22 protein-coding genes and 1 pseudogene are annotated in these 25,172 nt (G+C 37.6%); 5 read left to right on the top strand and 18 right to left on the bottom strand.

Going from position 1 to position 25,172, the window contains the following annotated elements:
• Window positions 1–191: 191 nt before the first annotated feature.
• Window positions 192–1,373: a GGDEF domain-containing protein gene (locus tag MKL32_RS15205; protein WP_442866716.1), complete on the top strand. Its 1,182-nt coding sequence runs from the start codon at window positions 192–194 to the stop codon at window positions 1,371–1,373.
• Between the two features lie 37 nt (window positions 1,374–1,410).
• Here the strand turns inward: MKL32_RS15205 and MKL32_RS15200 are convergent, their stop codons facing one another.
• From MKL32_RS15200 to MKL32_RS15180, 5 genes are all read right to left on the bottom strand, one after another.
• Window positions 1,411–2,109 carry a glutathione S-transferase family protein gene (locus MKL32_RS15200; RefSeq protein ID WP_039047788.1) on the bottom strand — a complete coding sequence of 233 codons (699 nt, stop codon included), beginning with the start codon at window positions 2,107–2,109 and terminating at the stop codon, window positions 1,411–1,413.
• The gene (gene dsbD, locus MKL32_RS15195) at window positions 2,106–3,950 is read right to left on the bottom strand and encodes a protein-disulfide reductase DsbD (RefSeq protein ID WP_204378919.1); all 1,845 of its coding nucleotides are present in this window, start codon (window positions 3,948–3,950) and stop codon (window positions 2,106–2,108) included. The genes MKL32_RS15200 and dsbD overlap by 4 nt, the downstream gene beginning before the upstream one ends.
• A gap of 76 nt (window positions 3,951–4,026) precedes the next feature.
• Window positions 4,027–4,794 (bottom strand): transporter, encoded by a 768-nt coding sequence (locus MKL32_RS15190; RefSeq protein WP_151834352.1) that lies wholly within the window; start codon window positions 4,792–4,794, stop codon window positions 4,027–4,029.
• Between the two features lie 31 nt (window positions 4,795–4,825).
• Window positions 4,826–5,371, bottom strand: a complete 546-nt coding sequence (locus MKL32_RS15185) for an ankyrin repeat domain-containing protein (RefSeq protein ID WP_004909975.1) — start codon at window positions 5,369–5,371, stop codon at window positions 4,826–4,828.
• A 140-nt stretch (window positions 5,372–5,511) separates the two neighbouring features.
• Window positions 5,512–5,886: an HPF/RaiA family ribosome-associated protein gene (locus MKL32_RS15180; RefSeq protein ID WP_004951232.1), complete on the bottom strand. Its 375-nt coding sequence runs from the start codon at window positions 5,884–5,886 to the stop codon at window positions 5,512–5,514.
• A 374-nt stretch (window positions 5,887–6,260) separates the two neighbouring features.
• On the opposite strand from MKL32_RS15180, the gene MKL32_RS15175 reads away from it, so the two are divergent.
• The 3 genes from MKL32_RS15175 to MKL32_RS15165 all read left to right on the top strand — a co-directional run bounded on the left by MKL32_RS15175 (window position 6,261) and on the right by MKL32_RS15165 (window position 8,442).
• A complete protein-coding gene (locus MKL32_RS15175; RefSeq protein WP_125272691.1) occupies window positions 6,261–6,986 on the top strand; it encodes an outer membrane protein OmpK in 726 nt (241 codons plus the stop codon).
• A 92-nt stretch (window positions 6,987–7,078) separates the two neighbouring features.
• Window positions 7,079–7,627, top strand: coding sequence for a GNAT family N-acetyltransferase (locus MKL32_RS15170; protein WP_125318282.1), 549 nt, complete (start codon window positions 7,079–7,081; stop codon window positions 7,625–7,627).
• Between the two features lie 77 nt (window positions 7,628–7,704).
• Complete coding sequence (locus MKL32_RS15165) at window positions 7,705–8,442, top strand: hypothetical protein (protein WP_151834353.1); 738 nt, start codon at window positions 7,705–7,707, stop codon at window positions 8,440–8,442.
• Between the two features lie 296 nt (window positions 8,443–8,738).
• Here MKL32_RS15165 and urtE read toward each other — a convergent pair whose 3' ends face one another.
• The 8 genes from urtE to MKL32_RS15125 form a co-directional block, all read right to left on the bottom strand.
• Complete coding sequence (urtE, locus tag MKL32_RS15160) at window positions 8,739–9,437, bottom strand: urea ABC transporter ATP-binding subunit UrtE (protein WP_204378921.1); 699 nt, start codon at window positions 9,435–9,437, stop codon at window positions 8,739–8,741.
• Window positions 9,438–9,446: 9 nt separating this feature from the next.
• Entirely contained in the window at window positions 9,447–10,274 is an 828-nt protein-coding gene (gene urtD / locus MKL32_RS15155) for an urea ABC transporter ATP-binding protein UrtD (RefSeq protein WP_004909986.1), read from the bottom strand.
• Window positions 10,275–11,345 carry an urea ABC transporter permease subunit UrtC gene (urtC, locus tag MKL32_RS15150; protein WP_099947873.1) on the bottom strand — a complete coding sequence of 357 codons (1,071 nt, stop codon included), beginning with the start codon at window positions 11,343–11,345 and terminating at the stop codon, window positions 10,275–10,277.
• A 4-nt stretch (window positions 11,346–11,349) separates the two neighbouring features.
• Window positions 11,350–12,972 carry an urea ABC transporter permease subunit UrtB gene (urtB, locus tag MKL32_RS15145; RefSeq protein ID WP_270900725.1) on the bottom strand — a complete coding sequence of 541 codons (1,623 nt, stop codon included), beginning with the start codon at window positions 12,970–12,972 and terminating at the stop codon, window positions 11,350–11,352.
• Window positions 12,973–13,063: 91 nt separating this feature from the next.
• Window positions 13,064–14,344, bottom strand: a complete 1,281-nt coding sequence (gene urtA, locus MKL32_RS15140) for an urea ABC transporter substrate-binding protein (protein WP_004909997.1) — start codon at window positions 14,342–14,344, stop codon at window positions 13,064–13,066.
• A gap of 260 nt (window positions 14,345–14,604) precedes the next feature.
• Window positions 14,605–15,945, bottom strand: a complete 1,341-nt coding sequence (locus tag MKL32_RS15135) for an MATE family efflux transporter (RefSeq protein WP_262579201.1) — start codon at window positions 15,943–15,945, stop codon at window positions 14,605–14,607.
• Window positions 15,946–16,169: 224 nt separating this feature from the next.
• Window positions 16,170–18,053, bottom strand: coding sequence for a DNA topoisomerase IV subunit B (gene parE, locus MKL32_RS15130; protein ID WP_004910003.1), 1,884 nt, complete (start codon window positions 18,051–18,053; stop codon window positions 16,170–16,172).
• Window positions 18,054–18,070: 17 nt separating this feature from the next.
• A complete protein-coding gene (locus MKL32_RS15125; protein ID WP_004951198.1) occupies window positions 18,071–18,658 on the bottom strand; it encodes a YqiA/YcfP family alpha/beta fold hydrolase in 588 nt (195 codons plus the stop codon).
• Between the two features lie 264 nt (window positions 18,659–18,922).
• Here MKL32_RS15125 and MKL32_RS15120 point away from each other — a divergent pair, with 264 nt between their 5' ends.
• Window positions 18,923–20,269, top strand: coding sequence for a PGAP1-like alpha/beta domain-containing protein (locus tag MKL32_RS15120; RefSeq protein ID WP_270900724.1), 1,347 nt, complete (start codon window positions 18,923–18,925; stop codon window positions 20,267–20,269).
• Window positions 20,270–20,404: 135 nt separating this feature from the next.
• Here MKL32_RS15120 and MKL32_RS15115 read toward each other — a convergent pair.
• The 5 genes and pseudogenes from MKL32_RS15115 to MKL32_RS15100 all read right to left on the bottom strand — a co-directional run bounded on the left by MKL32_RS15115 (window position 20,405) and on the right by MKL32_RS15100 (window position 25,164).
• Window positions 20,405–21,149: pseudogene (locus MKL32_RS15115) on the bottom strand (lysozyme inhibitor LprI family protein).
• 119 nt (window positions 21,150–21,268) lie between these two features.
• A complete protein-coding gene (locus MKL32_RS16255; protein WP_373867313.1) occupies window positions 21,269–21,376 on the bottom strand; it encodes a glycoside hydrolase family protein in 108 nt (35 codons plus the stop codon).
• A gap of 102 nt (window positions 21,377–21,478) precedes the next feature.
• Window positions 21,479–21,925: a hypothetical protein gene (locus MKL32_RS15110; RefSeq protein WP_270900723.1), complete on the bottom strand. Its 447-nt coding sequence runs from the start codon at window positions 21,923–21,925 to the stop codon at window positions 21,479–21,481.
• A gap of 213 nt (window positions 21,926–22,138) precedes the next feature.
• Window positions 22,139–22,867, bottom strand: coding sequence for an RND transporter (locus MKL32_RS15105; RefSeq protein WP_125318810.1), 729 nt, complete (start codon window positions 22,865–22,867; stop codon window positions 22,139–22,141).
• 8 nt (window positions 22,868–22,875) lie between these two features.
• Entirely contained in the window at window positions 22,876–25,164 is a 2,289-nt protein-coding gene (locus MKL32_RS15100; protein WP_270900722.1) for a LysM peptidoglycan-binding domain-containing protein, read from the bottom strand.
• Window positions 25,165–25,172 lie beyond the last annotated feature (8 nt).

The following is a 25,172-nucleotide window of genomic DNA, read 5'->3' as shown; positions in this document are numbered from 1 at the left end:
ATTTAGATAACCAAGCCTTTTTCCAAAAAATTTTCCCTTGCGATTTAACATTAAAAACCGAGAGCTAGACTTTTTTCTCAATCTAAAGATGCTATTGTAATTTCAATAATCGTTTTTCAATTTTTTTGATGACAAATTTACACTTATAACCGTTCTTAGGAATCTCATTGCAGAAAGGATGCATGTCAATCATGAAGGTTCACTTTAAGAGTTTAGCAAAACGTGAAAAATGGAATTTCTCACAACTTTGGGAGCATGAACCGCTTATCAATTGGGACATGCTGAAAAAAAGTATTTTGTTGCTAATACTCACTGCACTGATGAGCTTGTTTGGAATTTTGTGGGACAGTTTTGTCTTGCTGAATCCTAGTACATGGCAATGGGTGAATTTACCACTCGTTCGCTCAAAACTACTCACCAACTTGATCATGCTGATCGTTTTTCTCAGCTTGATTATTGCTTGTTATTTTTACAAAGATCAAGTGTGGGTTCAGGAAATTATTCCTATTTTGAGTGTACAGATTGTTACGGTATTGCTTTGCCATACAGGCTATCTGATCGGCAGTTTTAGCCCTGCGACCATGGTGACATACGCTAGTGTAGTCGGTGTCGGTCTCATCTTGTTTGATCGTCGTATGATCTACTGCGCATTGATTCCCGCGACTATTGCTATGCTCTTTTGTAATTTCCTCAGTATGTATGGCATCCTTCAGTATGCGCCAATATTTAATCCTGAGATCTTAAATCAAGCGGAAATGCACCCTTTCTGGGTTGGCAGTATGTTCTTCTTCCTGCTCCCAATTCTATTGGCTTGTTTGTATTTGTTTGAAATTTTACTGCAACAATGGCGTACTCGTGAAACTGCCATTCAAGCTCTGAGCCGCCTCGATCCTTTAACCAATGTCATGAATCGTAGAAGCATTAGTAATCAGCTAGAGAAGCTCAATCAACAAGTCGATCAGTTGTATTCTGTGATTTTGCTCGACCTTGATCATTTCAAAAATATTAATGATCACTTTGGACATAGTTTAGGGGACGAAGTATTAGTAAATGTCGCGAAATGCTTAACTGAAAATCTACGTGATCAAGACATGATTGGTCGCTTTGGGGGCGAGGAATTTATTATTTTGCTTCCCAACAACAGTACAACACAAGCAAAAAGTATTGCTGAACGTTGTCGAATTGCGATTTCACAATTAAGTTTTATTTCTGAAGATCATCAAGAATTTTCGGTTAGTGCTAGTTTTGGAATTAGCAGCTCACAAAATGCCAGTGAGTCACACTTAATTATTAGTCAAGCTGACCAAGCATTGTATGCAGTCAAAGCAAATGGGCGCAACCAAGTCAAAATATTTAGTGAGCTGGTGGGTTGATCAATAAAAGAGGGAAATTCCCTATTTTACTTTTTGTCTATTTCTTTAAATATTCATCTCGAGTCTGACGATATGGCTCATCAAAAGGTACAAACATTTGCTCTTGTTTTGCTTCCGCAATCCACTGTTGAACCGATGGTAAAGACAAAATCTTGTCTATATAGCTTTTGCCTGATGCTGAAATAGGTAGGTCAAAACATTCAAAACGCATTACCACTGGTGCATAAAATGCATCGGCAATACTAAACTCACCACACAAAAACTGATCTTCGCTTGGTCGCTCTGACCAAATTTGATCAATACGTGCGACTTCATTACGCAGTTGCTCATGCTCAGCCCAAAGCTGTTTTCCTATATGTGATAAATCCGCTTCAACATTCATCGGACAAAGATTGCGTAAATTCTGAAAACCACTATGCATTTCTGCACTAATACAACGTGCGCGGGCACGTAACTTTTTATCTTGAGGTAATAAATTTTTATCAGGATGTTGTTCAGCAATATATTCTGCAATCGCTAGACTATCCCAAACAATAATATCCTCATCAACTAAAGCAGGTACTTTTCCTGTTGGATTAAGTTTTAAAATTTCAGTTTTAAACTGGCTATCTGGCTCAAAACTATCAAACTGAATCCAATGTTCTTGAAATGCAATACCCGCCTGTTTTAACAAAATCCACGGACGCATCGACCATGTGGAGTAATTTTTATTTCCGATGAACAGTTGATAACTCATAATGATTTCTCTTTTAATGCAGCGAGTTGTTGTATTAGTTCAGATTTCTGGAATGCACCCGTCAAACGTAAAGCACGTATTTCTTTCTTTTGTTGATCTAAGAATAAATAAGTTGGCGGACCTAATATGTCCCATTGATTGAGTAAGTTCTGATGCGATAGATCATACTGACTGAGGTCAAGCTTGATCAAATAATAAGGCGCCAAAGCATGTTGGACCTCTGAGTCTTTTAAAATCCGATGCTCAATCGGTTGGCATGCTACACACCAGTCTGCATACACATCAACCACGATCATTTGATCTTTCGGCGCAGTTGCAAGAAGTTGTTCAAACTCATCTGCTGTTCGTGCAATATGCCAAGTAGCAAGTTGATCAGCTTGTTGCGTTGTCAAATTCTGTACATGCTGATATTGATTAAATGCCAAAAAAGGAACAACAACCAATAACAATAATGCGTATAGCCATTTTAATTGGCTCGTCTTCACAAAGAGTCGATACGCTGCAAAGACAATAAAGCCAAGACCTAATAATAGACTGAGAATCTGCATCGCCAATTCAGGCAGAAGTGGTCGAATAAAATACAAACTGAGCGCTAACATCAAAAAAGCAAAAATCACCTTGATTTGATGCATCCATTCTCCCGCTTTAGGAAGTGCTTTTGCACCAAGTACACTCGCCAAAAGCAAAGGTATACCCATCCCGAATCCGAGCGTAAACAAGAGTAATGCACCTTGCCATTGATTTTGGGTCTGTGAAATAAACAGTAGCGTTCCAGCAAGTGGAGCAGTCATACAAGGACCAACCAACAAAGCTGAAATCATTCCCATCACACTTGCGCCAATTAAGGTGCCACCTTGTTGCACCGATTGCATTCGATCAAGATGATTGACCCATTTTTGTGGTAGTTTAATTTCAAATAAACCAAATAAATTGAGTGCGAAAACCACAAACAATAAACTAAAGGCAATTAATGTTCCTGGCTGTTGAAGCCACCGTTGAAAGTTCAACCCTGCAGCTGATGCGATTAATCCCAGTACCGCATATACCATCGCCATGCTGATCACAAAGGTCAATGCAATCATCCATGCTTTAACACCTTTATGTTCACGCACGATCAATGATGTCAAAATAGGCAACATCGGCAATGAACATGGCGTGAATGCCAGTAAAATCCCTAATCCTAAGAATAAAGCCAAACTATAAGCTAAAGAATGTTGTTCTAATGTGCTCGACCATTTCTGATCTTGGGCCATAACAGTATTGTTGCTGTCAGCTGTTGATTGATCTTGTGGCGTTTCACTTAATACTGAGTTATTTGTATTCGCTGCCTGAGCAGATCGAGCAACATCTAAAAAACGCTTTTGAGAGTTTGCAGCGGTATTTTGCATACTCACTAAACCATCAATATCGGTTTGAAAGTCAATCGTTTGAGGTGGGTAGCATATTCGATCTTTGGCACAACCCTGCCATGTGACACGGTAGTGCTGCGATGCTAGTGTCGGAATATTGAATTCAACTTGCTGATAATAAACTTGGCTATGACCATAGTTTTCATCATATTGATCAACGGCTTTGGGCAAATCCAACGCAACAGCTTGATTGCCTTGCTGAACTTCAAATTTATGTTGATATAAATAATAGTTTGGCTGAATTTCCCAACGTAATCGTGCTTGATCGGTTTGCGTCGATTCAACTGAAAATGTAAATGCCTCTTCAGGGCTTAATAATGGTGCTGCTGAATTTTCTTGGGCGTAGGTTAAAGACCCACATAACAGCAATAATGTACCCAAAAAGTATTGGATCAGCGAGACACTAACCTCACCCCGAACATTCATTTTCATATCATCTCTCTATGTTCTCTCAAATGCCCGATTTCTTGAATGGCAGTTCAACATAGAGCATTTGAGAGATCATTTATCAGAATAAAACGGATACGCCTAAACCACCGTTATAACCTCTCACATCACCATCTAAATCAACACCCACACTTGCATCAAGCTGTGCACGATCATTGATGGCATAGACCAATCCAGTCCCTAAACCATATTGATAGTCTTGGCTCTCTGCTTTGCGATAAATAAACTCAGAATATCCTGATAATTTACCTGCAATTTTATAATCAATGGTTGGAATCGCTGTCACTGCCCAATTACTATTTTGTGCTTCATAGCGCATGGTAATTGACGTACCGATTAAATCACTGAACTCATAGGCAACAGCTGAAGTTAAGCTATAAATATCATCATGTGCTGTGAATTCATCGTTACCCGTTGCAATAATCGCTTCAGCTAACACCGCCATCGATAAACGTTCATCTTTCAGATCAATCGCTTTCTTTAAACCAATACTGACATCGCCTAAACCATCAGTTTCAGTTTTAAATCCAGCTCGTTTGTGTTGTTGCCATACTGGACCTTGCCAACCCAATTGCAGTTCTAGACCATTTGCTAAACCTGTACGCAACAACATATCGCCATTTAGGGTTAAAGTTTTATCTTTTACACCTTCAATATTTTGTTCTTGGTAACTTACTGTTGGTAAGCCCTGTTCCCAAGCAAGTTGACCAACAGGTGTAATCCCTGTTCCTATCCCTGCACCAGGACGATCAAATGAAAATTCTGCTGCAAAAGTCGTGCTTGCTAGCATTGACGCAGCCACAAAAGTTAAAGCATTAAGCTTCTTCATGATGAACCCCTTTTCCTTGTTTTCGCTAAACTTATGCTGTTAGCTCTTTTGACATTTTAGCGCCATGCTGACGCAATAATTCGAGTGTCTCGCGCTCTTCTTTCAGCGATTCTGACCAATCAATTTCATCAAAATCACAATCAAAGAATAATTGGCTAATCGAAGATAAAATCGTTAGTCCTTCTTCATCACGTGTATTTGGATCAACTTTTTCATCCAGTAATCGCTGTACCACAGGGACACATGCCGAGCTTGCAGCGTCCCAAAGCGGACCATAAAATTCTTCGGCATCCCACAAATGTAGATTTGCTTTGGCTTGAATTAATGCGTCTAAAATAGCAAGATAAACGTGAAGTTCTTGTTGTTTTTCATCTTCACTCAATGGCTTGCCAGCTTCATAAGCCTCACAAATTTTTTCCCACCACGCAAACAAACCATCACAAAGAACTGAAACAGGTGGTCCTTGTTCTGGATCAATAAAGTTTGGGTCAAGTCCTTCAGCAAGTAATGCTTGTACTTGGTCTAAATCGAGTTGTTGTATGGCTTGCACCAAGGCCTGTTGCTGATTGCTTAACATGACCAATTCTCACAAAGTATTTAATTCGCCTATTATGCCGAATATCCCATCGGGATTTTATAAAACGACCTAAAAATCATGTATAAATTTGATACAGGCATAAAAAAAGCCCAATACTGGGCTTTTTTTAAACGCGCTCACTACGCCTCATCATCTACTTTTATATCATCATCGACATCAACATATTCTGGTAAAGCTCCACGATGGTGGTCTTTTTTCTCATATAAATGTTCCAAACTACGTTGTAATTTATCAATTGCACCATGGATAGATGCATCGATATTTGCAGCTTTGTGTGTCACAGCTACAGGTTTCATACCTGCCGGACGGGCTTCGATCATACAGCGTTTGTCATGATCTCCCGTTTTTTCCCCATTTTCATCACTAATATGAACCGAAAAATGTGTAATACGTTCGCTATAACGTTGAAATTCTTGTGTAAGCTCTGCACGGATATAACTAATTAAACGTTCGCTACCATGGATGTTTTTATCTGTACGGATTTCAATATTCATAAATATCTTCCTCTCTTCTATATTGAGACGGTTCTACGAAGCTTTTTATTCAGCACACTTTGAGCATGCATTCATTCAGTGCAGTTGTATATTCTGATTATGTAAATGCTTGTCGTCTCCTTGCTTCACATCAGTTGTGTTTCAGTTATTTAGAAGATCTTCTATAATTCCAATATCTGTCTTTCATCAGAAATATGCAAGCTGATTTTTTGACATTTTTATTAAAATTTGATCAAAAAGATTCTCTTACCGAATCTTATCTTTGGCAGAGCTTTTACCGTATACAATTCTTTTGAGCATTTGGTCAAATTTGGCTTTATTTTTGCTTCATAACTTGTATGCTTTACACGCCTTTTGTGGGGGAGATTTTTTAAATGCAATTGAAGCAACTTGCGGCTACATCTTTATTTTTATCTACAGCAGTTTTCGCTCAAGCGAAACCAATTTGGCAGGATTTCAGCCTAACGGGTTTATACGGCGAAAACTACGAAGTGGTTGATGAAAAACAAACAACTTTAACAGTTGAATATGCGGCAAAAGTAAAATATGCCGATGTGTTCTTCTTTATGGATCGTATGCGTGGTAGCGACGATCATAAAAGCACTTATTTCGAGCTTTCTCCACGCTTGAGCTTGGGTGAGGTTTCAGGTCAGAAACTTGCTTTTGGTCCGATTAAAGATGTGTTGATCTCAACGACTTGGGAAAGTAACAATGATGACTTTTCTAGTTTTGATAACTTCTTATACGGCGTAGGTTTCGATCTTGCAATTCCTTATTTCCAATATGCGAATGTCAATTTCTACCGTGCAAATAATGAAAATACGGCAGATGACTATCAAATGACTATCGCTTATGCGGTTCCATTTAAAGTATCTAGCGAAGATTTCTTAGTTGATGGTTTCCTTGACTGGTCTACAGCAGAAAAAGACCATGCGAGTGAACTTAACTGGACAACCCAATATAAATGGAATGTAGGTAAACACATTTCACCTGAAACACGTTTATATTTGGGCGTAGAACATTCTGTTTGGAATAACAAGTTTGGTATCAAAGGCAGCGACGAAAATAATGTCAGTGCTTTAGTGAAATACCATTTCTAAACGGTTTTGACTGATCAAAACAGCAAGGAATTCCTTGCTGTTTTTTTTTAGATCGCGCATATTGAAATAGATGAATTTTCTTTTATTTTGTTATGTCTCACGATCTTATACTTGCAACGCATACACTACAAAACTCTTATCAAATTCGTTTTGCAACTACTGATGATCTCGAGCAGATTCTCACTATTTATAATCATGAAATCATCACGGGCACAGCCAACTGGAATGATCAAGCCGTAACTTTAGTGCAATATCAACAGCGCTTTCAGGAGATGCAACAACAGCAATTTCCTATGATTGTAGTTGAAGATCAGTCATTGAGAAAAATTGCGGGTTATGCCTATTACTCTGCCTTTCGTAGTATTACAGGCTATCGACACAGTATTGAACATTCTGTTTTTATTGATCCGAATTATGCTCGTCAGGGTTTAGGTAAAGCCCTCATGCAACAACTGATTCATCTTGCGACTCAACAGCATATGCATGTCATGGTGGCAGCGATTGATAGCGAAAATATGGGTTCAATCGTATTACATCAACAACTGGGTTTTATTCAAACTGGCTATATGCCACAAGTGGGACAAAAGTTTGGCAAATGGCGTGATTTAGTTTTAATGCAGCTACAATTGAGTCGTTCATAAACAGAACAATTTCATCTCTACTATGCATATGTAGTTGGTTAGAATAAAAACATCTCATTTACAAAATAATTTAAAACATGAAAATTTCACAACTCACTTTAATCATTACATGTGCTTCAGCAACAACCGTTAGTTTTGCAGAAGCGTCTTTTGAGCAAGAATTACAGCAAGGCTGTGCCAAAGTAAAACAATACGCTCTAAATGGGAAAAAGCTCTACGACCAAAAGCAATATGCCAAAGCAGTGAAACAATTTGAAGATCAAGCCGCATGGGCACATTTCTGCCAAATGAATGCTGAAGAAAGCGGTATTAAAGTGACTGATCGAGAGATTGAAATAGCCAATAATAATGTCGGGTTGAGTTATGCCAAATTAGGCAAGCCACAATGGGCAAAGGTATGGTTTTTAAGAGATGAAGATTCAAAAATCAGTCTATACAATTTAAAACAGCTTCCTAAACCGCAGATCACGAAAGACCTACAAGGCACGTATGTAAGAGCCAATGGTTTCGGACAATGGGATTACATCACGGTCAAGAAACAACAAAATAAATATCTAATTAATTTTGAAGGTTATTATTTTGGCATTCGTGGTCTTATTTATGGTCCCAATTTAGGTGAGTTTGATACCACAATGCCGATCACTGCAAAGCAAGCCAACTATCATTATGAGGACTGCCAGATTAAGCTTCAATTTACGAATGATACAAATAATGGTCAAAAAATTGAGGTGAAACAAAATAGTGGCGAGTCTGGATGTGGTTTTGGGCATAACGTCTATGCGGGCGGCACGTTTTATAAGGTTGAAGGTAAATAAATGATCTTTACCCTCAAACTCAACAAAAAATTTAAGAAAACTTATGAGTCTCGGAAACGTCATTCACAACCTGCGTAATCTTTGAAAGATATTGTTTCTGCGAAACAATAGAAAAAATCCAAGAATTGAACAGGTTTTGTGAATGACAATGCCTTTGGTTACTTTGGGCAAAACCAAAGTAACTCCAGCGGAAGGCGTATTTAAAAATTAGAAGACTACTAGGTATGACTCCGAAAGATAATCATTTTTTTAATATCTAGTTTCTAAATAGTAAAATGAGATATATAGGGTCGATACTAAATCGCCACCAACTCCCTTATCCCTTTTGCTGGCATTTCAGCACCTTGCCCATGTGCGATCACTTGACCACGCGCCATCACCGTATAGTTATCTGCCAGTTCTTCGGCAAAGTCATAAAACTGCTCGACCAAAACGATCGCCATTTCACCCTGATCTGCCAATTTACGAATGACCCGACCAATATCTTTAATAATCGAGGGCTGAATCCCCTCAGTCGGTTCATCCAAAATCAAGACACTTGGCTCCGAAGCCAAAGCTCGAGCAATCGCAAGTTGCTGCTGTTGACCACCTGATAAATCTCCTCCACGTCGATGCTTCATTTCATCCAAAACAGGAAAAATTTCGTAGAGATGGCTCGGCACTTTTCGAGTTTTCGCACCTGAAAATTTCGCCATACCAATTAAGATATTTTCCTCTACGGTTAAAGTTGAAAAAATATCTCGTCCTTGTGGCACGTACGCCAATCCTGCACGTACTCGTTGCTCAGGGGACATTTTGGCAATATCTTTGCCATCTAGCAAAATCTGTCCTGACTTAATCGGTAAAATTCCCATCAAGCATTTCAGCAAAGTGGTTTTGCCGACGCCATTACGTCCTAGAACGACACTGCATTCCCCTACAGGCGCTTGAAAAGACACGTCACGCAGAATATGACTACCACCATAAAACTGGTTAATTTCTTTCACTTCTAACATGGCAGTCTCCTAGCGTCCCAAATACTTTTCAATCACATCTTCATTGGCTTGTACCTCTGCCAATGTGCCCTCTGCCAAAATTGCACCTTGCGCCAGTACCGTGACTTTTTCACTAATGGTGTCAATAAAGCTCATGTCGTGCTCCACGACCACCAGCGTATGATTTTTTTTCAATTCCAAACACAATTCAGCAGTGCGTTCTGTTTCCGCATCGGTCATACCCGCCACAGGCTCATCCAATAAAATCAGCTTCGGACGTTGCATCAATAACATACCGATTTCTAACCACTGCTTTTGACCATGCGATAATAATCCTGCGGGCTTTTTTACAAATTCCTTTAAACGGATTTGCTCCAAACTTTCCTCCAGTGCTAACTGTGCTTCTGGATCAAGTCGGCTAAACAAACTTTTTTTCACTCGCTTATCGCGTGGTGCAGCGAGCAATAAATTTTCCATCACAGTGAAATTTTCAAATACCGTTGGTTTTTGAAATTTGCGCCCAATCCCTGCTTCCGCAATTTCCTCGGTACTCATTTTGGCAAGATCATAGTTTTGTCCAAAAAAAGCAGTGCCCGTGGTTGGACGCGTTTTACCTGTAATCACATCCATTAGTGTGGTTTTCCCCGCACCATTTGGTCCAATGATGCAGCGCAATTCACCTTCAGCGATGTACAGTGATAAATCATTGAGAGCGCGAAACGAATCAAACCACACACTGACTTTTTCCAAATACAAGGCAATCCCATGACTAAAATCTGCGCCCTCAGTTTTGGCGCGTCCATAGCCCTCGCCGAGTTGACCGCCATGTTGAGCTGAGTCTAGGAATAAATCACTCATTTAATTGCTCTCCTTTTTAAAACGGTCAAATAAACCAATCACACCTTTCGGTAAGAAAATCGTCACCACGATAAATAAAGCACCTAAGATCAATAACCAAGCTTCTGGTGCTGCAACTGTGAAATAAGTCTTCACAGCATTGATTAAACCTGCACCAAGAATGGGTCCGATCAAGGTACCACGCCCCCCTGCGGCAACCCACACTGCCATTTCAATCGAGTTGACTGGATTCATTTCACTTGGGTTAATAATGCCAACCTGTGGCACATACAACGCCCCTGCGATACCTGCAATCACTGCCGATAGCACCCATGCTGAAAGCTTGTACCACAGTGTGCGATAGCCCAAATATTGCAAGCGGTTTTCACTGTCACGAATCGCGCCAAGAACTCGACCATAAGGACGATTCATCAGTTGACGTAAGCCGATAAAACACAGCATTAACACCAAAGCAGTGACAAAACATAAAGTGGCACGCATCGGCGCAGAGGTGATATCAAAACCGAGTAAGGTTTTAAAACCCGTGAAGCCATTGTTTCCACCAAAACCTGTCTCATTGCGGAAGAATAATAAGGCTGCGGCAAACGTCATGGCTTGGGTAATAATTGAGAAATACACACCCTTGATTTTTGAGCGAAAAGCAAAGAAACCAAAAATAAAGGCAACTAAGGCAGGCACAGATAAAACTAAGATCATCGCCCAAGCAAAGTGCTCTGTGCCCATCCAATACCAAGGGAGTTCTGTCCAACTGAGGAAGCGCATGAAATCAGGTAAGCCATCACCTGCTGATTCGCGCATCAAGTACATGCCAAAGGCGTAACCACCGAGGGCGAAATACAAACCGTGCCCCAAGCTTAAAATCCCTGCATAGCCCCACACTAAATCCAGTGCCAATGCGACCAAAGCCAAGCACATGATTTTGCCAATTAACGTAATCCAATACGCTGACAGATAAAATGCCGAATCAGGGGATAACAGATGTAACCAAGGTAAGCTCAATAACACGGCAAAACAAATGGCAATCGCAATTGCGCTATACGGTTTATCTGCAAATAAAGAAGTGATTTTCATTGGCTTACTCCACGAAACGACCTTTGATGGCAAACAAACCTTGTGGACGCTTTTGGATAAACAAAATCACAAGAACCAAGAGAATAATTTTTGCTAAAACCGCACCTAGACCAATCTCTAGAACTGTACCGCTAATCCCTAGACCTAAGGCTGCAAGTACCGCACCCCACACTTGCCCCACACCACCGACGACAACAACAAGGAAGGCATCAATAATGTAGTTCTGTCCGAGATCAGGACCGACGTTACCTACTTGTGCTAAAGCACAACCTGCAAGACCAGCTAAACCTGAACCTAAGCCAAATGCCAGCATATCGATACGTGCAGATCGAATGCCCACGGCACGCGCCATTTGACGGTTTTGTGTCACAGCACGAACAAATAATCCGAAACGGGTTTTGTTTAATAAGAAAACGAGTAGCAGTAACACCGCCACAGTAAAACCAATAATCGCAATACGGTTATATGGCAACATCAGGCTTGGCGTTAGGGCAATACCACCACTGAGCCATGCGACATTCGACACTTCAACGTTCTGTGCCCCAAAGATCATGCGAACCGATTGCATCAAGATTAAGCTCACCCCAAAAGTTGCCAATAATGTTTCCAATTGGCGACCATAAAGCGGGCGAATCACAGTACGTTCAATCAACATGCCGATCAACGCACTCACCAGAAATGCAGCAGGAATCGCAGCCAATAAATACCAATCGACTAAGCCTGCAAAGTGCGTTTTAAAAAAACTTTGAATGACGTAAGTGGTATAAGCACCGATCATGATGAGTTCACCATGTGCCATATTGATGACACCAAGCAAACCATATGTGATCGCAAGACCAAGCGCTGCTAAAAGTAAAATACTAGCGGTACTGAGACCCGAAAATACATGCCCTGACCATTCACTCATTTGAATACGTGTTTTAATTTTATTTTGTGCTTCAATTAAAGCTGCTTTCAATGCGGGATTATTTTGTGGTTGTTCTAAACTTTGATTGATTAAAGCCAATACATCTGGACGGTTCGAATCTGCCAAAACTTTTACCGCTTCGATCTTGGTGAATTCATCTGAGCTATTAAAATCTAAACGTGCTTTCAGTTGTGCCAAACGTGCTTTAACCGCTTCACTTTTTTCATTGAGATAGAGTTGTTTGATCGTTGCGACATCAAGCTCATCCAAGTTATTTTCTAAAATATCAACAGCGGCTAAACGTTGTGATGCATCATCAGAATTCAATTTAACTTTGGCTTGTCCAAAGTTCAGCGCCTTACGCAAAGTATTGACCAAAGTCACTTGAGACAAGTCTGAAGGCCAAGTTTCGACGACTTGTAGTTGTGGGTAACTTAATAATTCTTCATCGTTTTTTAGAATATAAGTATTGCCTGAACTATCACTATATAACTCATTTTGATCAATATATGCCACCAACTGATCGAGTTGCTCAATACTGGCTGGCCATTGATTCAACATGGCACGGCGAGTAGCAAAGTCAGATTTAACAAAAGTTTGGATGGCATCCTGAGAAGTTGTAGACGTCACAGTTGTTGGTGAAGTAACTTCTGCCCATGCAGGATTAAACATGATCTGAGCCATGATGCAGAGCATTGCCAAAACATAGTGTTTCGCCATAAGACTCCCCTTATATTTTCTATTTAAACCAATCAATAAGAAATAAAACTAAGAAAAACCTGCTGCCGAAACAGCAGGTTGCATAGGAAAATTATTTAGGAATATATGGGCTCCAAGGCTCAGCTTTGATGGTTTGAGGCGTTTTATAAACCACATCAAATTGCCCATCACCACGGATTTGCCCAATCATCACAGGCTTATGTAAATGGTGATTGGTTTCATCCATTTTGAGGGTATAACCCGATGGTGCTGCAAAAGTTTGACCTGCCATTGCATCACGAACTTTATCAACCTCTGTAGAACCTGCTTTTTCGACCGCTTGTTTCCACATATTGATACCAACATAAGTCGCTTCCATCGGATCGTTGGTCACAACTTTATCGGCATTTGGAAGCTTGTATTCCACTGCATATTGCTTGAATTTATTCACAAACTCAGTGTTTTTCGGATTTTTAACTGACATGAAATAGTTCCATGCCGCTAAATGACCCACCAATGGTTTGGTATCAATACCACGTAACTCTTCTTCACCAACGGAGAATGCCATGACTGGAATATCAGCCGCTTTAATACCTTGGTTACCAAGCTCACGATAGAAAGGTACGTTAGAGTCACCATTGATGGTCGAAATCACCGCAGTCTTTTTGCCTGCAGAGAATTTCTTAATATTGGCAACAATGGTTTGATAATTACTATGACCAAACGGTGTGTATTCTTCCATGATGTCTGCATCGGCAATGCCTTTAGACTTCAAGAATGCCCGTAAGATTTTATTGGTCGTACGTGGGTAGACGTAATCTGTACCAAGTAAAACAAAACGTTGTGCTTTACCGCCCTCTTCTCCCATCAAATACTCAACTGCAGGAATCGCTTGTTGATTCGGTGCTGCGCCTGTATAGAAAATATTTTTTGATTGTTCCTGACCTTCATATTGCACTGGATAGAACAGTAAACCATTCAACTCTTCAACCACAGGAAGAACCGACTTACGTGATACTGATGTCCAGCAACCGAAAATAACAGCGACTTTGTCCTGAGTAATTAACTGGCGAGCTTTCTCAGCAAATAACGGCCAATCTGATGCTGGATCAACGATAACTGGTTCTAATTTTTTACCGAGTACACCACCATTGGCATTGATTTCATTAATGGTCATCAATGCTGTATCTTTCAGGGAAGTTTCAGAAATCGCCATAGTGCCCGAAAGGGAATGCAGAATCCCCACTTTAATGGTGTCACCACTTTCTGCTGGTGCTGTTTTTGCTTCAGTTTTTGTTTGTTCTGTTTTTTCTGCTGGTTTTGAACAACCGACCAGTCCTACCCCCATCATCGCTGCCATAAGTACAGACATCGACATCAATTTATTTTGCATCTTTGTTCTCCACAGGTTGATCTTCTGATTTTTACTGAATGGAGTTATTCAATATCTGTGCCAACACATCAAGGCATTGTTTTATAATAAAATTAATTCAAACCAGTAAAAAAAAATCCAATCTTGTATACAACATTGCATACAAAAAATACATGCTGAACTAAAATGAAGCACAATTAATCAAAATAAAAAATTGATACCTTGCTCAGATAAAGAATATTTAACTTTTTGATCCAGAAGATTCAAAAAATCAGATTTTTTCAACGAATCCAAGTGGCATTTCGGTATTTAAAACATAAAGCACACACGGTGACAGCTAAGCTATACGACCCAATTAAAGCAATCCAAAACCCATCAATACCCAATGGAATAATTTCAAAGATCCACCAATCCATTCCCCAATATGCCAATAGCTGTCCGCCACCTAAACCAAAGATCAACAATGAAGTGCTATAAATCATGCTTGGCACAATCGTTATGCCCCAACAGCGTAATACCGTTGCAAAAATACATAACATTGCATCTGCTAAATGAAACAAAATTCCGAGGATAAAGAGGGAGGTCGTGATTTGAATAACCGCTAGGTCTTGGGTAAATAGAGAAATGAACTCATCTCGAAGAAGCAGTAATACACTGCATAAAGTGACGGCAAAAATAAAGATAAGCAGAAAGGCCTTTTTTGACCAAAGCAAAGCAACTTGTTTCTGTTGAGCGCCAATTTTTTCAGATAACATTAAACTGAAAACAACAGAAAATGCAGCTGGTAAAATATATAACATGGAACAAATACTAGCGACCACCTGATGCGAGGCAATCACGATACTTCCTAGTGGCAATGCTAGAATCGAAATTGCCATAAAAGCAATCACATCAATCACGATCATCAGTGCGGTAGGTATTCCAATTCGAAGAAAACGGCGCAACAATTCATAACTAAAGGAAAAACGACTCAGATCAAGTTTAAAAACAGCTTTGCCACGTATATAACCGTATAACAATATCAACATCACACTATCCCCAAGCAATGTCGAAAATACGGCGCCATAGACACCCCAAGGTGCAATATCAAAGTACGCTACTCGATTGATCAAAGCATAGGACAGAGGCAATTTAATCAATAAAAAAATTACGCCTATATAAGTTGCGATAATTGGACGATCTAAAACCTGTATTTGTATGGTTAAGATACGGCAACATAGCCGAACCACTAGATCGACTGAAAAAATAATCAAACAATTTTTAACCAATAACAGGACGGTATCTGATGCTTGAAAAAAGGTTAATAAATGCTCGGTATTATTGATCAAAACAATCGCAACAATACTAAACACAGCTGCGATTAATACCGCCAAGCTTACGATATTGGTTAATTTCTGCTGATTAATTTCCCTCCCTTTTTCTTCTGTGAGGATTTGAAACATTCCTTGTAGTAATCCGTAGCCCACCACAAAAACAATCATATAAACTGAGAGAGAAACCGATAAAGCTGTTAAATGCACATAGCTATAGTGAGATAAAAATGCGGTATCAATGACACCACTCATAATAAAAATCGTATTACTAAACAGAATTGGGAAAAAAATACTTAAAAAACGCTTCATTCTATTTTCACTATTATCATTTAAGAATTTGATATATTTTAATTTTAAAATCTTAGAAACAAACAAGCTATTTTGATCAATACGCTTCAGATGCTAAATAAAATTTTACCAAGAGATAAAAATAAAATAGCATTCCAAGTTTGTTTTTCTGCTTATGAATTTACATTTTTTAAAAAGATATAAAAAAGCCCAGATCAACTGGGCTATGCAAAAATCGATTCAAATCAAACCACAATATCCGCCAAATTACCTTTCTGCTCTAACCAGTGTTTACGATCAGCCGCTCGTTTTTTCGCGAGTAACTTGTCTAACAAACCTGCCGTTAAATGTGCATCATCTAAATCTAGTTGCACCAAACGACGTGTATTTGGATCCATGGTGGTTTCACGTAATTGACTGGCATTCATTTCACCCAGACCTTTAAATCGAGTGATTTGTGGATTTTTATTACCTTTTACTTTTTTCAGAATTGCCTCTAACTCATCATCATCTAGGGCATAGTGCACATCTTTGCCAATATCAATACGATAAAGCGGTGGCATCGCGACAAATAAATGACCGTCCTCAACTAAGGCTGGAAAATGTTTCACAAACAATGCACAGAGTAAAGTTGCGATATGTAGACCATCTGAGTCCGCATCGGCAAGGATACAGATTTTGCCATAACGTAGTTCAGACAAATCATCACTGCCTGGATCAACACCAATCGCAATCGCAATGTCATGAACTTCCTGAGATGCCAAGACTTCATCCGAGGACACTTCCCACGTATTCAGGATTTTTCCACGAATCGGCATAATCGCTTGGAAATTTTTGTCCCGTGCTTGTTTAGCACTGCCACCTGCGGAATCCCCTTCGACAATAAACAGCTCACTGTCTTCGCGGGTTAAGCCAACACAATCTGCTAATTTTCCAGGTAATGCTGGACCAGCCACAATCTTCTTACGTTCGACTTTCTTAGCTGCTTTTAAACGACGACCTGCTTTGGCGATTGCCATTTCAGCTAGTTGAGTTGCGATCTCAGCATGTTGGTTTAACCATAACGCAAACGCATCTTTGGCAATATTGAGCACAATATTCGAAGCTTCACGACTCGAGAGACGCTCTTTGGTTTGTCCTGAAAATTGTGGCTCTTGGAATTTTAAAGATAGGATGAAATTCACCCCATCCCAGACATCTTCTGCCGAAAGTTTCATATTACGCGGTAATAAATTACGTAATTCACAGAACTCGCGTAAAGCCTCCGTGACCCCCGAACGCAATCCATTCACATGCGTACCGCCTTGCGCAGTTGGAATCAAGTTGACATAACTTTCTTGAATCTGTTCACCACCCTCAACATTCCAGCAAATTGCAAATTCGCACGCGGCTCTTTCTGCTTGTCCACTACTCACAAAAGCAGGTGCTGGTAAAATCTCTCGATCTTCCAATTCATCCATTAAATAGTCAACGAGACCATTTTCGAACTGCCATTCGATTTTTTCATTATTGATTTTATCGTCATAAATAATTTTTAAGCCTGCCGCCAATACAGCTTTGGCTTTTAAATTATGTTTCAGCGCTTTCAATGCAAACTTAGGACTATCGAAATATTTAGCCTCTGGCCAGAAACGAACAGTTGTCCCTGTCGCACGTTTCGCAACTTTACCTTCTAACACAGACAATGGCGCAACAGGCTCACCTTGCTCAAATGCCATTTGATACAAGTTACCCTGACGTTGTACAGCGACTTCAACCCGTGTAGATAAAGCATTAACCACAGAAATACCAACACCGTGCAAACCACCTGAAAACTGATAGTTATCAGTACTGAACTTACCACCTGCATGTAGCTTGGTCAGAATGATTTCGATACCACTTTGACCATACTCTGGATGGATATCGACAGGCATACCTCGACCATTGTCTTCAACTGACAACGAACCATCCTCATAGACCGTCACACAAATTTGGTCGGCATGCCCTGCCAGCGCCTCATCGACAGCATTATCAATTACCTCTTGCGCCAAATGGTTTGGGCGTGAGGTATCTGTATACATCCCTGGACGACGACGAACAGGATCTAAACCAGAAAGAACTTCGAGGGATTGTGCCGTGTATTGTGTCACTTGATCTGACTTCCTTTTTATATGCCTGCCGACAAAAATTCGAGTACTAAGGGTAATTTGTCTTTGAAATCATCCATTGCATGATTACCACCCACATCCGTTAATATCAATGCAGATGGATGTAGGGCACTATAATAGCGTTGTGCCTGACGATAATCCAAGACTTCATCATCTTGTTGCAACAGCACGAGAATTTTATCAGCCTGTTCTGGTTTCGTATCAGCAATTGATTGTAATTGCTGCAATTGATCGTGATCAAGCGTCCATGATTCCGTGACTTTGAGTGGGATTTGCTCAATACCGAACAATTCTTGAAAGAGTTGCCATGGTTGCATAGCAGGATTGATCAGTACAGCAGGACAATCATATTTGGCGACAAAATATGTCGCATAGAATCCACCCAAACTGCTACCGACCAAGACAACTTGATCGAGCGGTAAACTTTCGATTAAATTAGAAACGTATTTTAAGACCACTTCAGGTGGTTGATTCAAATCGGGCAAATGCACGTGAATATGATCGTGATTTGCACAATATTGATACAGCTCTTGCCCTTTTTTTGACAGTGGGCTGCTTCTAAAACCATGTAAATAGATAATTTGCATATGCACCAAATTAGACAAGTGCTTGACTTATTGTGAAATAAATCACATTATTTTGCGTAATGATTAAACATATAACAATATAAATTACATTTAAGCTCGATATTGTCTGACACAAAAAACGATACTGAATTCCATTCATCAGTATTCTAAAAAAATTAGTTCTGAAAGACATAAGATGTAAGAGTTTGTTGTAGTTTATCTAAACAATGTTAAGTTAATAACTTCAAACCTTCGGTATATATATCAAGGATGGGGAAAAATAATATGCCAAGTTTAACACCTCTGCATGAAACCTACTGCAAATGGGACAGTACGCCCCCAAGTCAGGCAGATGTTTTGGAAGGTTTGGCACAATTAGTGAGCACAAGTTTAAGTGGTGTTCATGAACTGGTGCAATTAATTCAAACTGAAGTGTTAAGGACTACGCTCGGTTTAAGTACACAAAAAGCCAAAAAATTACAGAAGCATCCACAATTACAAAAGTTCTATCAATTTTCATATGATGCTATTCAAAAATACGGGAGTAGCTTTCTTGCTCCTAGTCTGCGTCATATCGTTGAAAAATTTCCAGTTCTACACGATAAACCATTAACGCCAAGCCTTCATTTTGTTGTAGGGGCATTGAATGGGATTTTTGGGGATTTCTTCCTAAAACAACATAACCCAATGGCATTACCGATGGTGTTATATGATCACTATGGATCATTACAGCAAGGTGAACTTACTGGGCGTATCGTAATACTTACACATGGTTTATGTATGAACCATTTGAGTTGGTCAAATCATCGTTATGGCGGAATCGGTGAGCGTTTACTTGCTCAGCGTGACAATAACACGATGCTGTATTTAAATTACAATACAGGTCGTCGAATCTCTGCAAATGGTCGCAGTTTTGCCAACGTATTAGAAGATTTGATCCAGAGAAACCCTCGTATTACCAGTATCGATTTGATTGGACATAGTATGGGGGGACTGGTTTCACGCAGTGCGCTTTTCTATGGCAAACAAAATCTACATCAATGGGTACATATGGTAGAAAATCTCGTATGTATCGGTTCGCCACATCACGGTGCCGTACTGGAACGATTTGGTTTTGTCTTACAAGACAAATTAGGGGCATTCCCTTTTATCAGCCTGATCGGTCAATTAGTAAATGTACGCAGTAATGGGATACTCGATCTACGATATGGTAGTGTTCGTGATGATGACTGGGAACATAATGATGCGCGTATCGGCTTCGCGGACGACAATCGTAAACCTGCACCATTACCATCTCATATCAACACATTCCTGATTGCTGGAACATTAGAATTTGAGAAAGTTAAAAATAAAGCACTTAAAGTGATAGGTGATTATCTCGTCAGTGTTAAAAGTGCTCTTGGTGAACATCCGAACCCTCGTTTTCAGCTTAAATTACCAGATACACATAAAGCTGTTTTCTATGGTTTGAATCATTTTGAAATTCAATACCATTCGAGTGTTGCTGAGCAAATCACAAGATGGCTTTATCCAGAAGTTGGGGAAGTCGTTGAAGAAGGTGTTCAAACACATATGATTAATGTACCCAACAATTATACCTTTGATGATTTAGAAGGGATTGTTGAGACATAAAAGTAAAAAAGCTCAGCTGTATAGCTGAGCTTTTTTTAGATTTTTGAGATTAAATATTCAGATTAATTTTGTTTAACTGTAATTCTAATCATAAAATTCACTGTATCTTAGGTAAAAAAATCTAAATTTAGAGCATTACTCCTCATAATCGCTGCAATCAATTTTATTGTTTTTCAAATTTTCATCAGTTGTATAGCCAATTGTAAAATTTAAATTCAATAAATCTTCTTTTCTAAAAACCTTAGGAACAATATTCCAAACATTTTTTCCATTAGTGACAAAAACTAAATTAAATTCTGGTACTTTATTATTATTTGTATCAATTTGATACTCTACAGAAAATTCGTCTTTTTTCTTACCAACAATATTATATATACGTGGTTCATTTAATTTTTGATCACAAGCCTGATATATATATATATATCTTGTTTTTCAAAATATTAATTATACTTTCATCACAATAACAACCACCTACTTCTAACTCTTTTATAATACCATCTTGATACTTAAATGGTTTTATTAAGCTCCGTTCCAAGCTATCAAAATTTAAATATGACTTTCTTAAATCTTTAATTTTTGAATTATTAAAATCACTTAGACATTTATAGTTTTCATAATTTGCTTCTTTTCCATTAAAATCACATTTTAAATTTCTATTTTTCAACCAAGAGCGTTGAGTATCAACAAGATACTTAACTTCGTTTTTATTATCACCAATATAAATTTTTATATCAAAATATATACTATTCAGTTCATGCTCACTATTTTTATAAACTGTTTTCTCATCTAATCGTTGTGGCTTATACTCTGCAGCATTTGAGCAAGCACTCAAACCAAAGACTAATAGCACACTAAGAAAGTTAGAATTAATGCCTTGCATCGTACGTTCCTTTAACAAACAATTGATATTCACTATTACGTCTTTTAGTTAAACCGAGATCTGGAATTTTTTCCATTTACAGTAATTTTATTTATATCTAACATTTCTTTAGGCCCATCTTAACAATTACTTTGATTAATTAACTTACATAGATTTGGGGCTTTACTAGCAATATTACCGATATTGAATACTAACGATACTAAAGCATCAAACTCATATTGATACAGAGGAAATTTAATAGTTTTTTAGACCTTGTTTTAAAAATATGCAAACAATTTATTTTAAATTATATGTTTGTGAAATATTTGTGCAACAAAGACATTTCAACCTTATGGTGCATTAGAGTTGCGTATTTCCAACACTTCATTACAAACTTTTTGATCAGAATAAATAAAAATTCGTTGGCTTCCATTTTCTAATAATACTGCATCTTCATCAGTAACAAAGGCATTTTTAGAGATGTCACATTTATAAGATGTAAGCTTAAAGGTCTGTACAGTTTTACATTTTGGTTCATCTGTAGTTTCATCAAAACCATACCATTCTGTAATATTCTTATCAGAATATGAGATTTGTGGACTATCATTACTCTCAAGTTCTTTATTAGTTACCTTTGGCTCACTTATAGCTAATAGAGGTTTTTCTCTATCTTCTATGCGTATTACATTCTGTTCGCTATTTAAACCAACTTGTGATTTGTCCTGATTTTTATTACTACATCCAATTAAAGCACTTATAAAGACCAAGCATGACAGAGAAATTATTTTGTTATTCATTATTTACTTTAAAACTAACAAGTTTAAAAAACTCAATCCATATCTTTCTTTAAAAATAAGAATACATTCCACCTCTATCATCATTTGAAGTAATATTCTTACTACCCTTTTTCTTTTCAGAGATAGCTTACACATAGTTTTGACTTCATATTGATTAAGCAAGTCTTCATTAAAATAGCATAATCTAAAAACCAGAATAAGATATTAGTACATTCACTTTATTTCATGAATCTGCATAAAACCGTCACTACATTCTAGTGTTGAACCTTTTAAATCTTCACACTTAATTTTATTATCTTTTGTCAACTTAAATTTAAAACCATTATTAATTTTGTACCCAGGTTTAAATTCTTTAGATAACACACCCCAAACAGCAGGATTGTTTTGCTCATATATCGAATTTATAGTATACATATTTAAACAATCATCCATAGTAATTTTTTTTATATAATTTTGATCTAAAAAATTATAATCATACTTGCCATCTTTATTGTTAGAAACACTTGTATTATTTAACCTTACAATAGCAATTTCTTTTGTTTTTTTATTAAAAATATAAAATTTCTTTATAATATAAAAATCGCCTCTTAATACATTTTCCGTGTATTGAGAAAAACCAATAAAATTATTGTCTGAAAAATATGGTGAAATAATATACCTATTCAAACCAGATATTTTATTTTTATCCAAAGTATATGTTTTTCTTCCTTCCTTCAGAAGAATACTATAAGAATGAGTATCTTTATCACTAGAATTCAAAGAGATTTCTTTAGTTTGAATTTCGTAATCTTTATCTATTTTTACAGATTGGCCAAGTTCGTTAATACTTTTATACTCTTGAGAAATAATACTATTTGAATCATCATATAAAATAATATTTTTTGCCTGAGAAATGTTTGGTAGTAATAGGGCTAATGTTAAAAATATTTTACTTGAATTCATATTTAATCTCATCGCTTTTCTTTAGTTGGAGGTAATGGGTTGTTAAGCAAAGGGTATGGATCAAAACGACCAACTAATCCTCTACCATCTTGATCCTTTGTTGGTAATGATTTATTACCTTTACCATGGTCTTTCAAATACCAAACTTCAAAATGTAAATGGCTGCCTAATTCAACTGTGGGCATTATATGTGCGTTTCCACTACATCCAGTTTTTCCTAATGGAGTTCCAGCCTCAATCCATGCTTCATCGCTCTCAAAACTATTAATTTGGCTCAAATGGGCATAAAAAAACCAAACAAATATTATATTTGGATAATGCTTTCGTATGTAAAGTTTTTGTTTCTCGGGTAAATCATCTACTTTTACTTGCAATGTAATAGTTGCCCCAAAACTACTATCTCCCTTAGCATTAAAATCTCTATTAATGGCATATAAAGTTCCTGAAGCAACAGCCCTTATCTCCTCTCCAACTTTTGCTTCCAAATCAATACCTTGATGTGCTCTTTTTCCACCATTTCGAACCATACCGAAAGTACAAGATTTCGCGACAGCGGCATATTTTCCAGCTGATCTCATTCTGTTTACTTTTAATGGATCAAACCAAACATTTGCACCACCAATCTTTGATTCTTGTTTTGATTCTTGTTTTGATTCTTGTTTTGGTTCTTGTTTTGGTTCTTGTTTTGGTTCTTGTTTTGGTTCTTGTTTTGGTTCTTGTTTAGAGTTTAAAACTTTCTTTTCTATATCCACCATATTAGATTCATGTAATCCATTTGTATTCAACATAAATTCTAAGGTATGAACTTTTGTATCAATCAGATTTTCATACATCCAAATTTTATATGCTTGAATATAGTTATTATTACCTTGCTTTAAATATTTAGCTTGAACTTTTTTACTTACATTAGCTTCAAAGTTAGTCTTAGCAGTATCTTTATCAATACTGTTTCTCATGATCAAATATGCACTTCCAGGAGATTCATGATGACAAAAATATATAAGCTTACTCATTTCTAATGGATTTAGATTATCAATCCCACTAGTAGCTAAACCATTCTTCTTTAATCTACTCTTTAATCCCTCTAAATTTTTTTTTGCAGATAAAGCTATCGTATCAATTGATAATCCAGCATCAGTTCTTAGCGAGTTTATCCAGCTGATATCTTTGCTATTCAGCTTTACTATAGGTTGTTGTAATTTTTTCTTTTTCTGTTCTTCAGTACGCTGGTCATCAGAAAGTGTATAGCCTCTCCAACGACCGCTTCCAACAAGTAATTTATATCCTTTCTTCTTAACTATATATTGATTAAGTTTACCTGTTTTATCTGTCGCTAGTTCCAACCAAGTGGGGGTAAAAAATTGGCCTAGACCAACTCCTGTTCCTTGCGGATTTACTGCATTTGGATCCCATTTATTTTCAATTTTTCCTCCACCCGTTTCGATACAAATAAGAGCTGCTATTGTTGCTGCACTTATGCCATATTTTTTTTCAGCATCAAGAATATCTTTTCTATAAATTTCATTTGCAGCAACCAGTCTCAAGTTTCCTTCAATTCCAACCTTAGCAATAGCATGTGTTTTTTCTCCTCCTTCAGTTCTAACCGATTTATCAATTGTTTCAGGTAAATTAACTTGTGGTAGTTTTTGTTTTTGTGAATTCCCACTAACTGAAATATTCTCTCCCGTAGCAATTAAAACTCCTTTTTGATTTTTTAGCTCATTATTATCTTTACTTATTAGAGGCATCGGAGTCGATTTTTCATTTTTTTCCTTTAATAACTCTTTATTTTTATTTTTTAAATCAATTTTAACATCTTTTACTTTTTGATTCTCAGCACCCTCTTTATAACCATATACACCTGTTGATTTCATCATTCTAGAAGTTAAAACTAATTTCTTTTTTCCTAATGGTAATTTTTTATGATCAGCAATTAAATAAAAACCTTTTAAGTTACTTTTAAAATATACTTTTACTCCCTTTGTGTGATCTTTGATAGTAATCACAGGGGAATTTCCATTTAGTATTTTAACTTCTTTTTTTAAACCATCATATTCTAGATTTAATGTGGCAGTATTAATTGGATTAAATGCTAAATCCAATAATCGAATAGTTAGGAATGTATCAATCTCTTCTTGAGGTGGATATAGGTATATTTTTTGCCCAATATTTATATTATGGATTAATCGTCCAGTTAAGTTATTCCAATCGGCTAAATTCTTTAAAGGAATCCCATAATGCTTTGATATACCCCAAAGTGTTTCGCCTTTTGCAACTTTATGAACTTTCTTATTCATTTATTCAT

The sequence above is a fragment of the Acinetobacter sp. AOR34_HL genome, from assembly GCF_027854795.1.
GTDB classification, from domain to species: Bacteria; Pseudomonadota; Gammaproteobacteria; order Pseudomonadales; family Moraxellaceae; genus Acinetobacter; species Acinetobacter junii.
This window is presented reverse-complemented; position numbering and strand designations above follow the sequence as displayed.

Excerpts from the sequence above, each read along its gene's own strand:
- MKL32_RS15205 (WP_442866716.1), top strand. The coding sequence starts at position 192 with ATGAAGGTTCACTTTAAGAGTTTAGCAAAACGTGAAAAATGGAATTTC.
- MKL32_RS15200 (WP_039047788.1), bottom strand. The coding sequence starts at position 2,109 with ATGAGTTATCAACTGTTCATCGGAAATAAAAATTACTCCACATGGTCG.
- dsbD (WP_204378919.1), bottom strand. The coding sequence starts at position 3,950 with ATGAAAATGAATGTTCGGGGTGAGGTTAGTGTCTCGCTGATCCAATAC.
- MKL32_RS15190 (WP_151834352.1), bottom strand. The coding sequence starts at position 4,794 with ATGAAGAAGCTTAATGCTTTAACTTTTGTGGCTGCGTCAATGCTAGCA.
- MKL32_RS15185 (WP_004909975.1), bottom strand. The coding sequence starts at position 5,371 with ATGTTAAGCAATCAGCAACAGGCCTTGGTGCAAGCCATACAACAACTC.
- MKL32_RS15180 (WP_004951232.1), bottom strand. The coding sequence starts at position 5,886 with ATGAATATTGAAATCCGTACAGATAAAAACATCCATGGTAGCGAACGT.
- MKL32_RS15175 (WP_125272691.1), top strand. The coding sequence starts at position 6,261 with ATGCAATTGAAGCAACTTGCGGCTACATCTTTATTTTTATCTACAGCA.
- MKL32_RS15170 (WP_125318282.1), top strand. The coding sequence starts at position 7,079 with ATGTCTCACGATCTTATACTTGCAACGCATACACTACAAAACTCTTAT.
- MKL32_RS15165 (WP_151834353.1), top strand. The coding sequence starts at position 7,705 with ATGAAAATTTCACAACTCACTTTAATCATTACATGTGCTTCAGCAACA.
- urtE (WP_204378921.1), bottom strand. The coding sequence starts at position 9,437 with ATGTTAGAAGTGAAAGAAATTAACCAGTTTTATGGTGGTAGTCATATT.
- urtD (WP_004909986.1), bottom strand. The coding sequence starts at position 10,274 with ATGAGTGATTTATTCCTAGACTCAGCTCAACATGGCGGTCAACTCGGC.
- urtC (WP_099947873.1), bottom strand. The coding sequence starts at position 11,345 with ATGAAAATCACTTCTTTATTTGCAGATAAACCGTATAGCGCAATTGCG.
- urtB (WP_270900725.1), bottom strand. The coding sequence starts at position 12,972 with ATGGCGAAACACTATGTTTTGGCAATGCTCTGCATCATGGCTCAGATC.
- urtA (WP_004909997.1), bottom strand. The coding sequence starts at position 14,344 with ATGCAAAATAAATTGATGTCGATGTCTGTACTTATGGCAGCGATGATG.
- MKL32_RS15135 (WP_262579201.1), bottom strand. The coding sequence starts at position 15,945 with ATGAAGCGTTTTTTAAGTATTTTTTTCCCAATTCTGTTTAGTAATACG.
- MKL32_RS15125 (WP_004951198.1), bottom strand. The coding sequence starts at position 18,658 with ATGCAAATTATCTATTTACATGGTTTTAGAAGCAGCCCACTGTCAAAA.
- MKL32_RS15120 (WP_270900724.1), top strand. The coding sequence starts at position 18,923 with ATGCCAAGTTTAACACCTCTGCATGAAACCTACTGCAAATGGGACAGT.
- MKL32_RS15110 (WP_270900723.1), bottom strand. The coding sequence starts at position 21,925 with ATGAATAACAAAATAATTTCTCTGTCATGCTTGGTCTTTATAAGTGCT.
- MKL32_RS15105 (WP_125318810.1), bottom strand. The coding sequence starts at position 22,867 with ATGAATTCAAGTAAAATATTTTTAACATTAGCCCTATTACTACCAAAC.
- MKL32_RS15100 (WP_270900722.1), bottom strand. The coding sequence starts at position 25,164 with ATGAATAAGAAAGTTCATAAAGTTGCAAAAGGCGAAACACTTTGGGGT.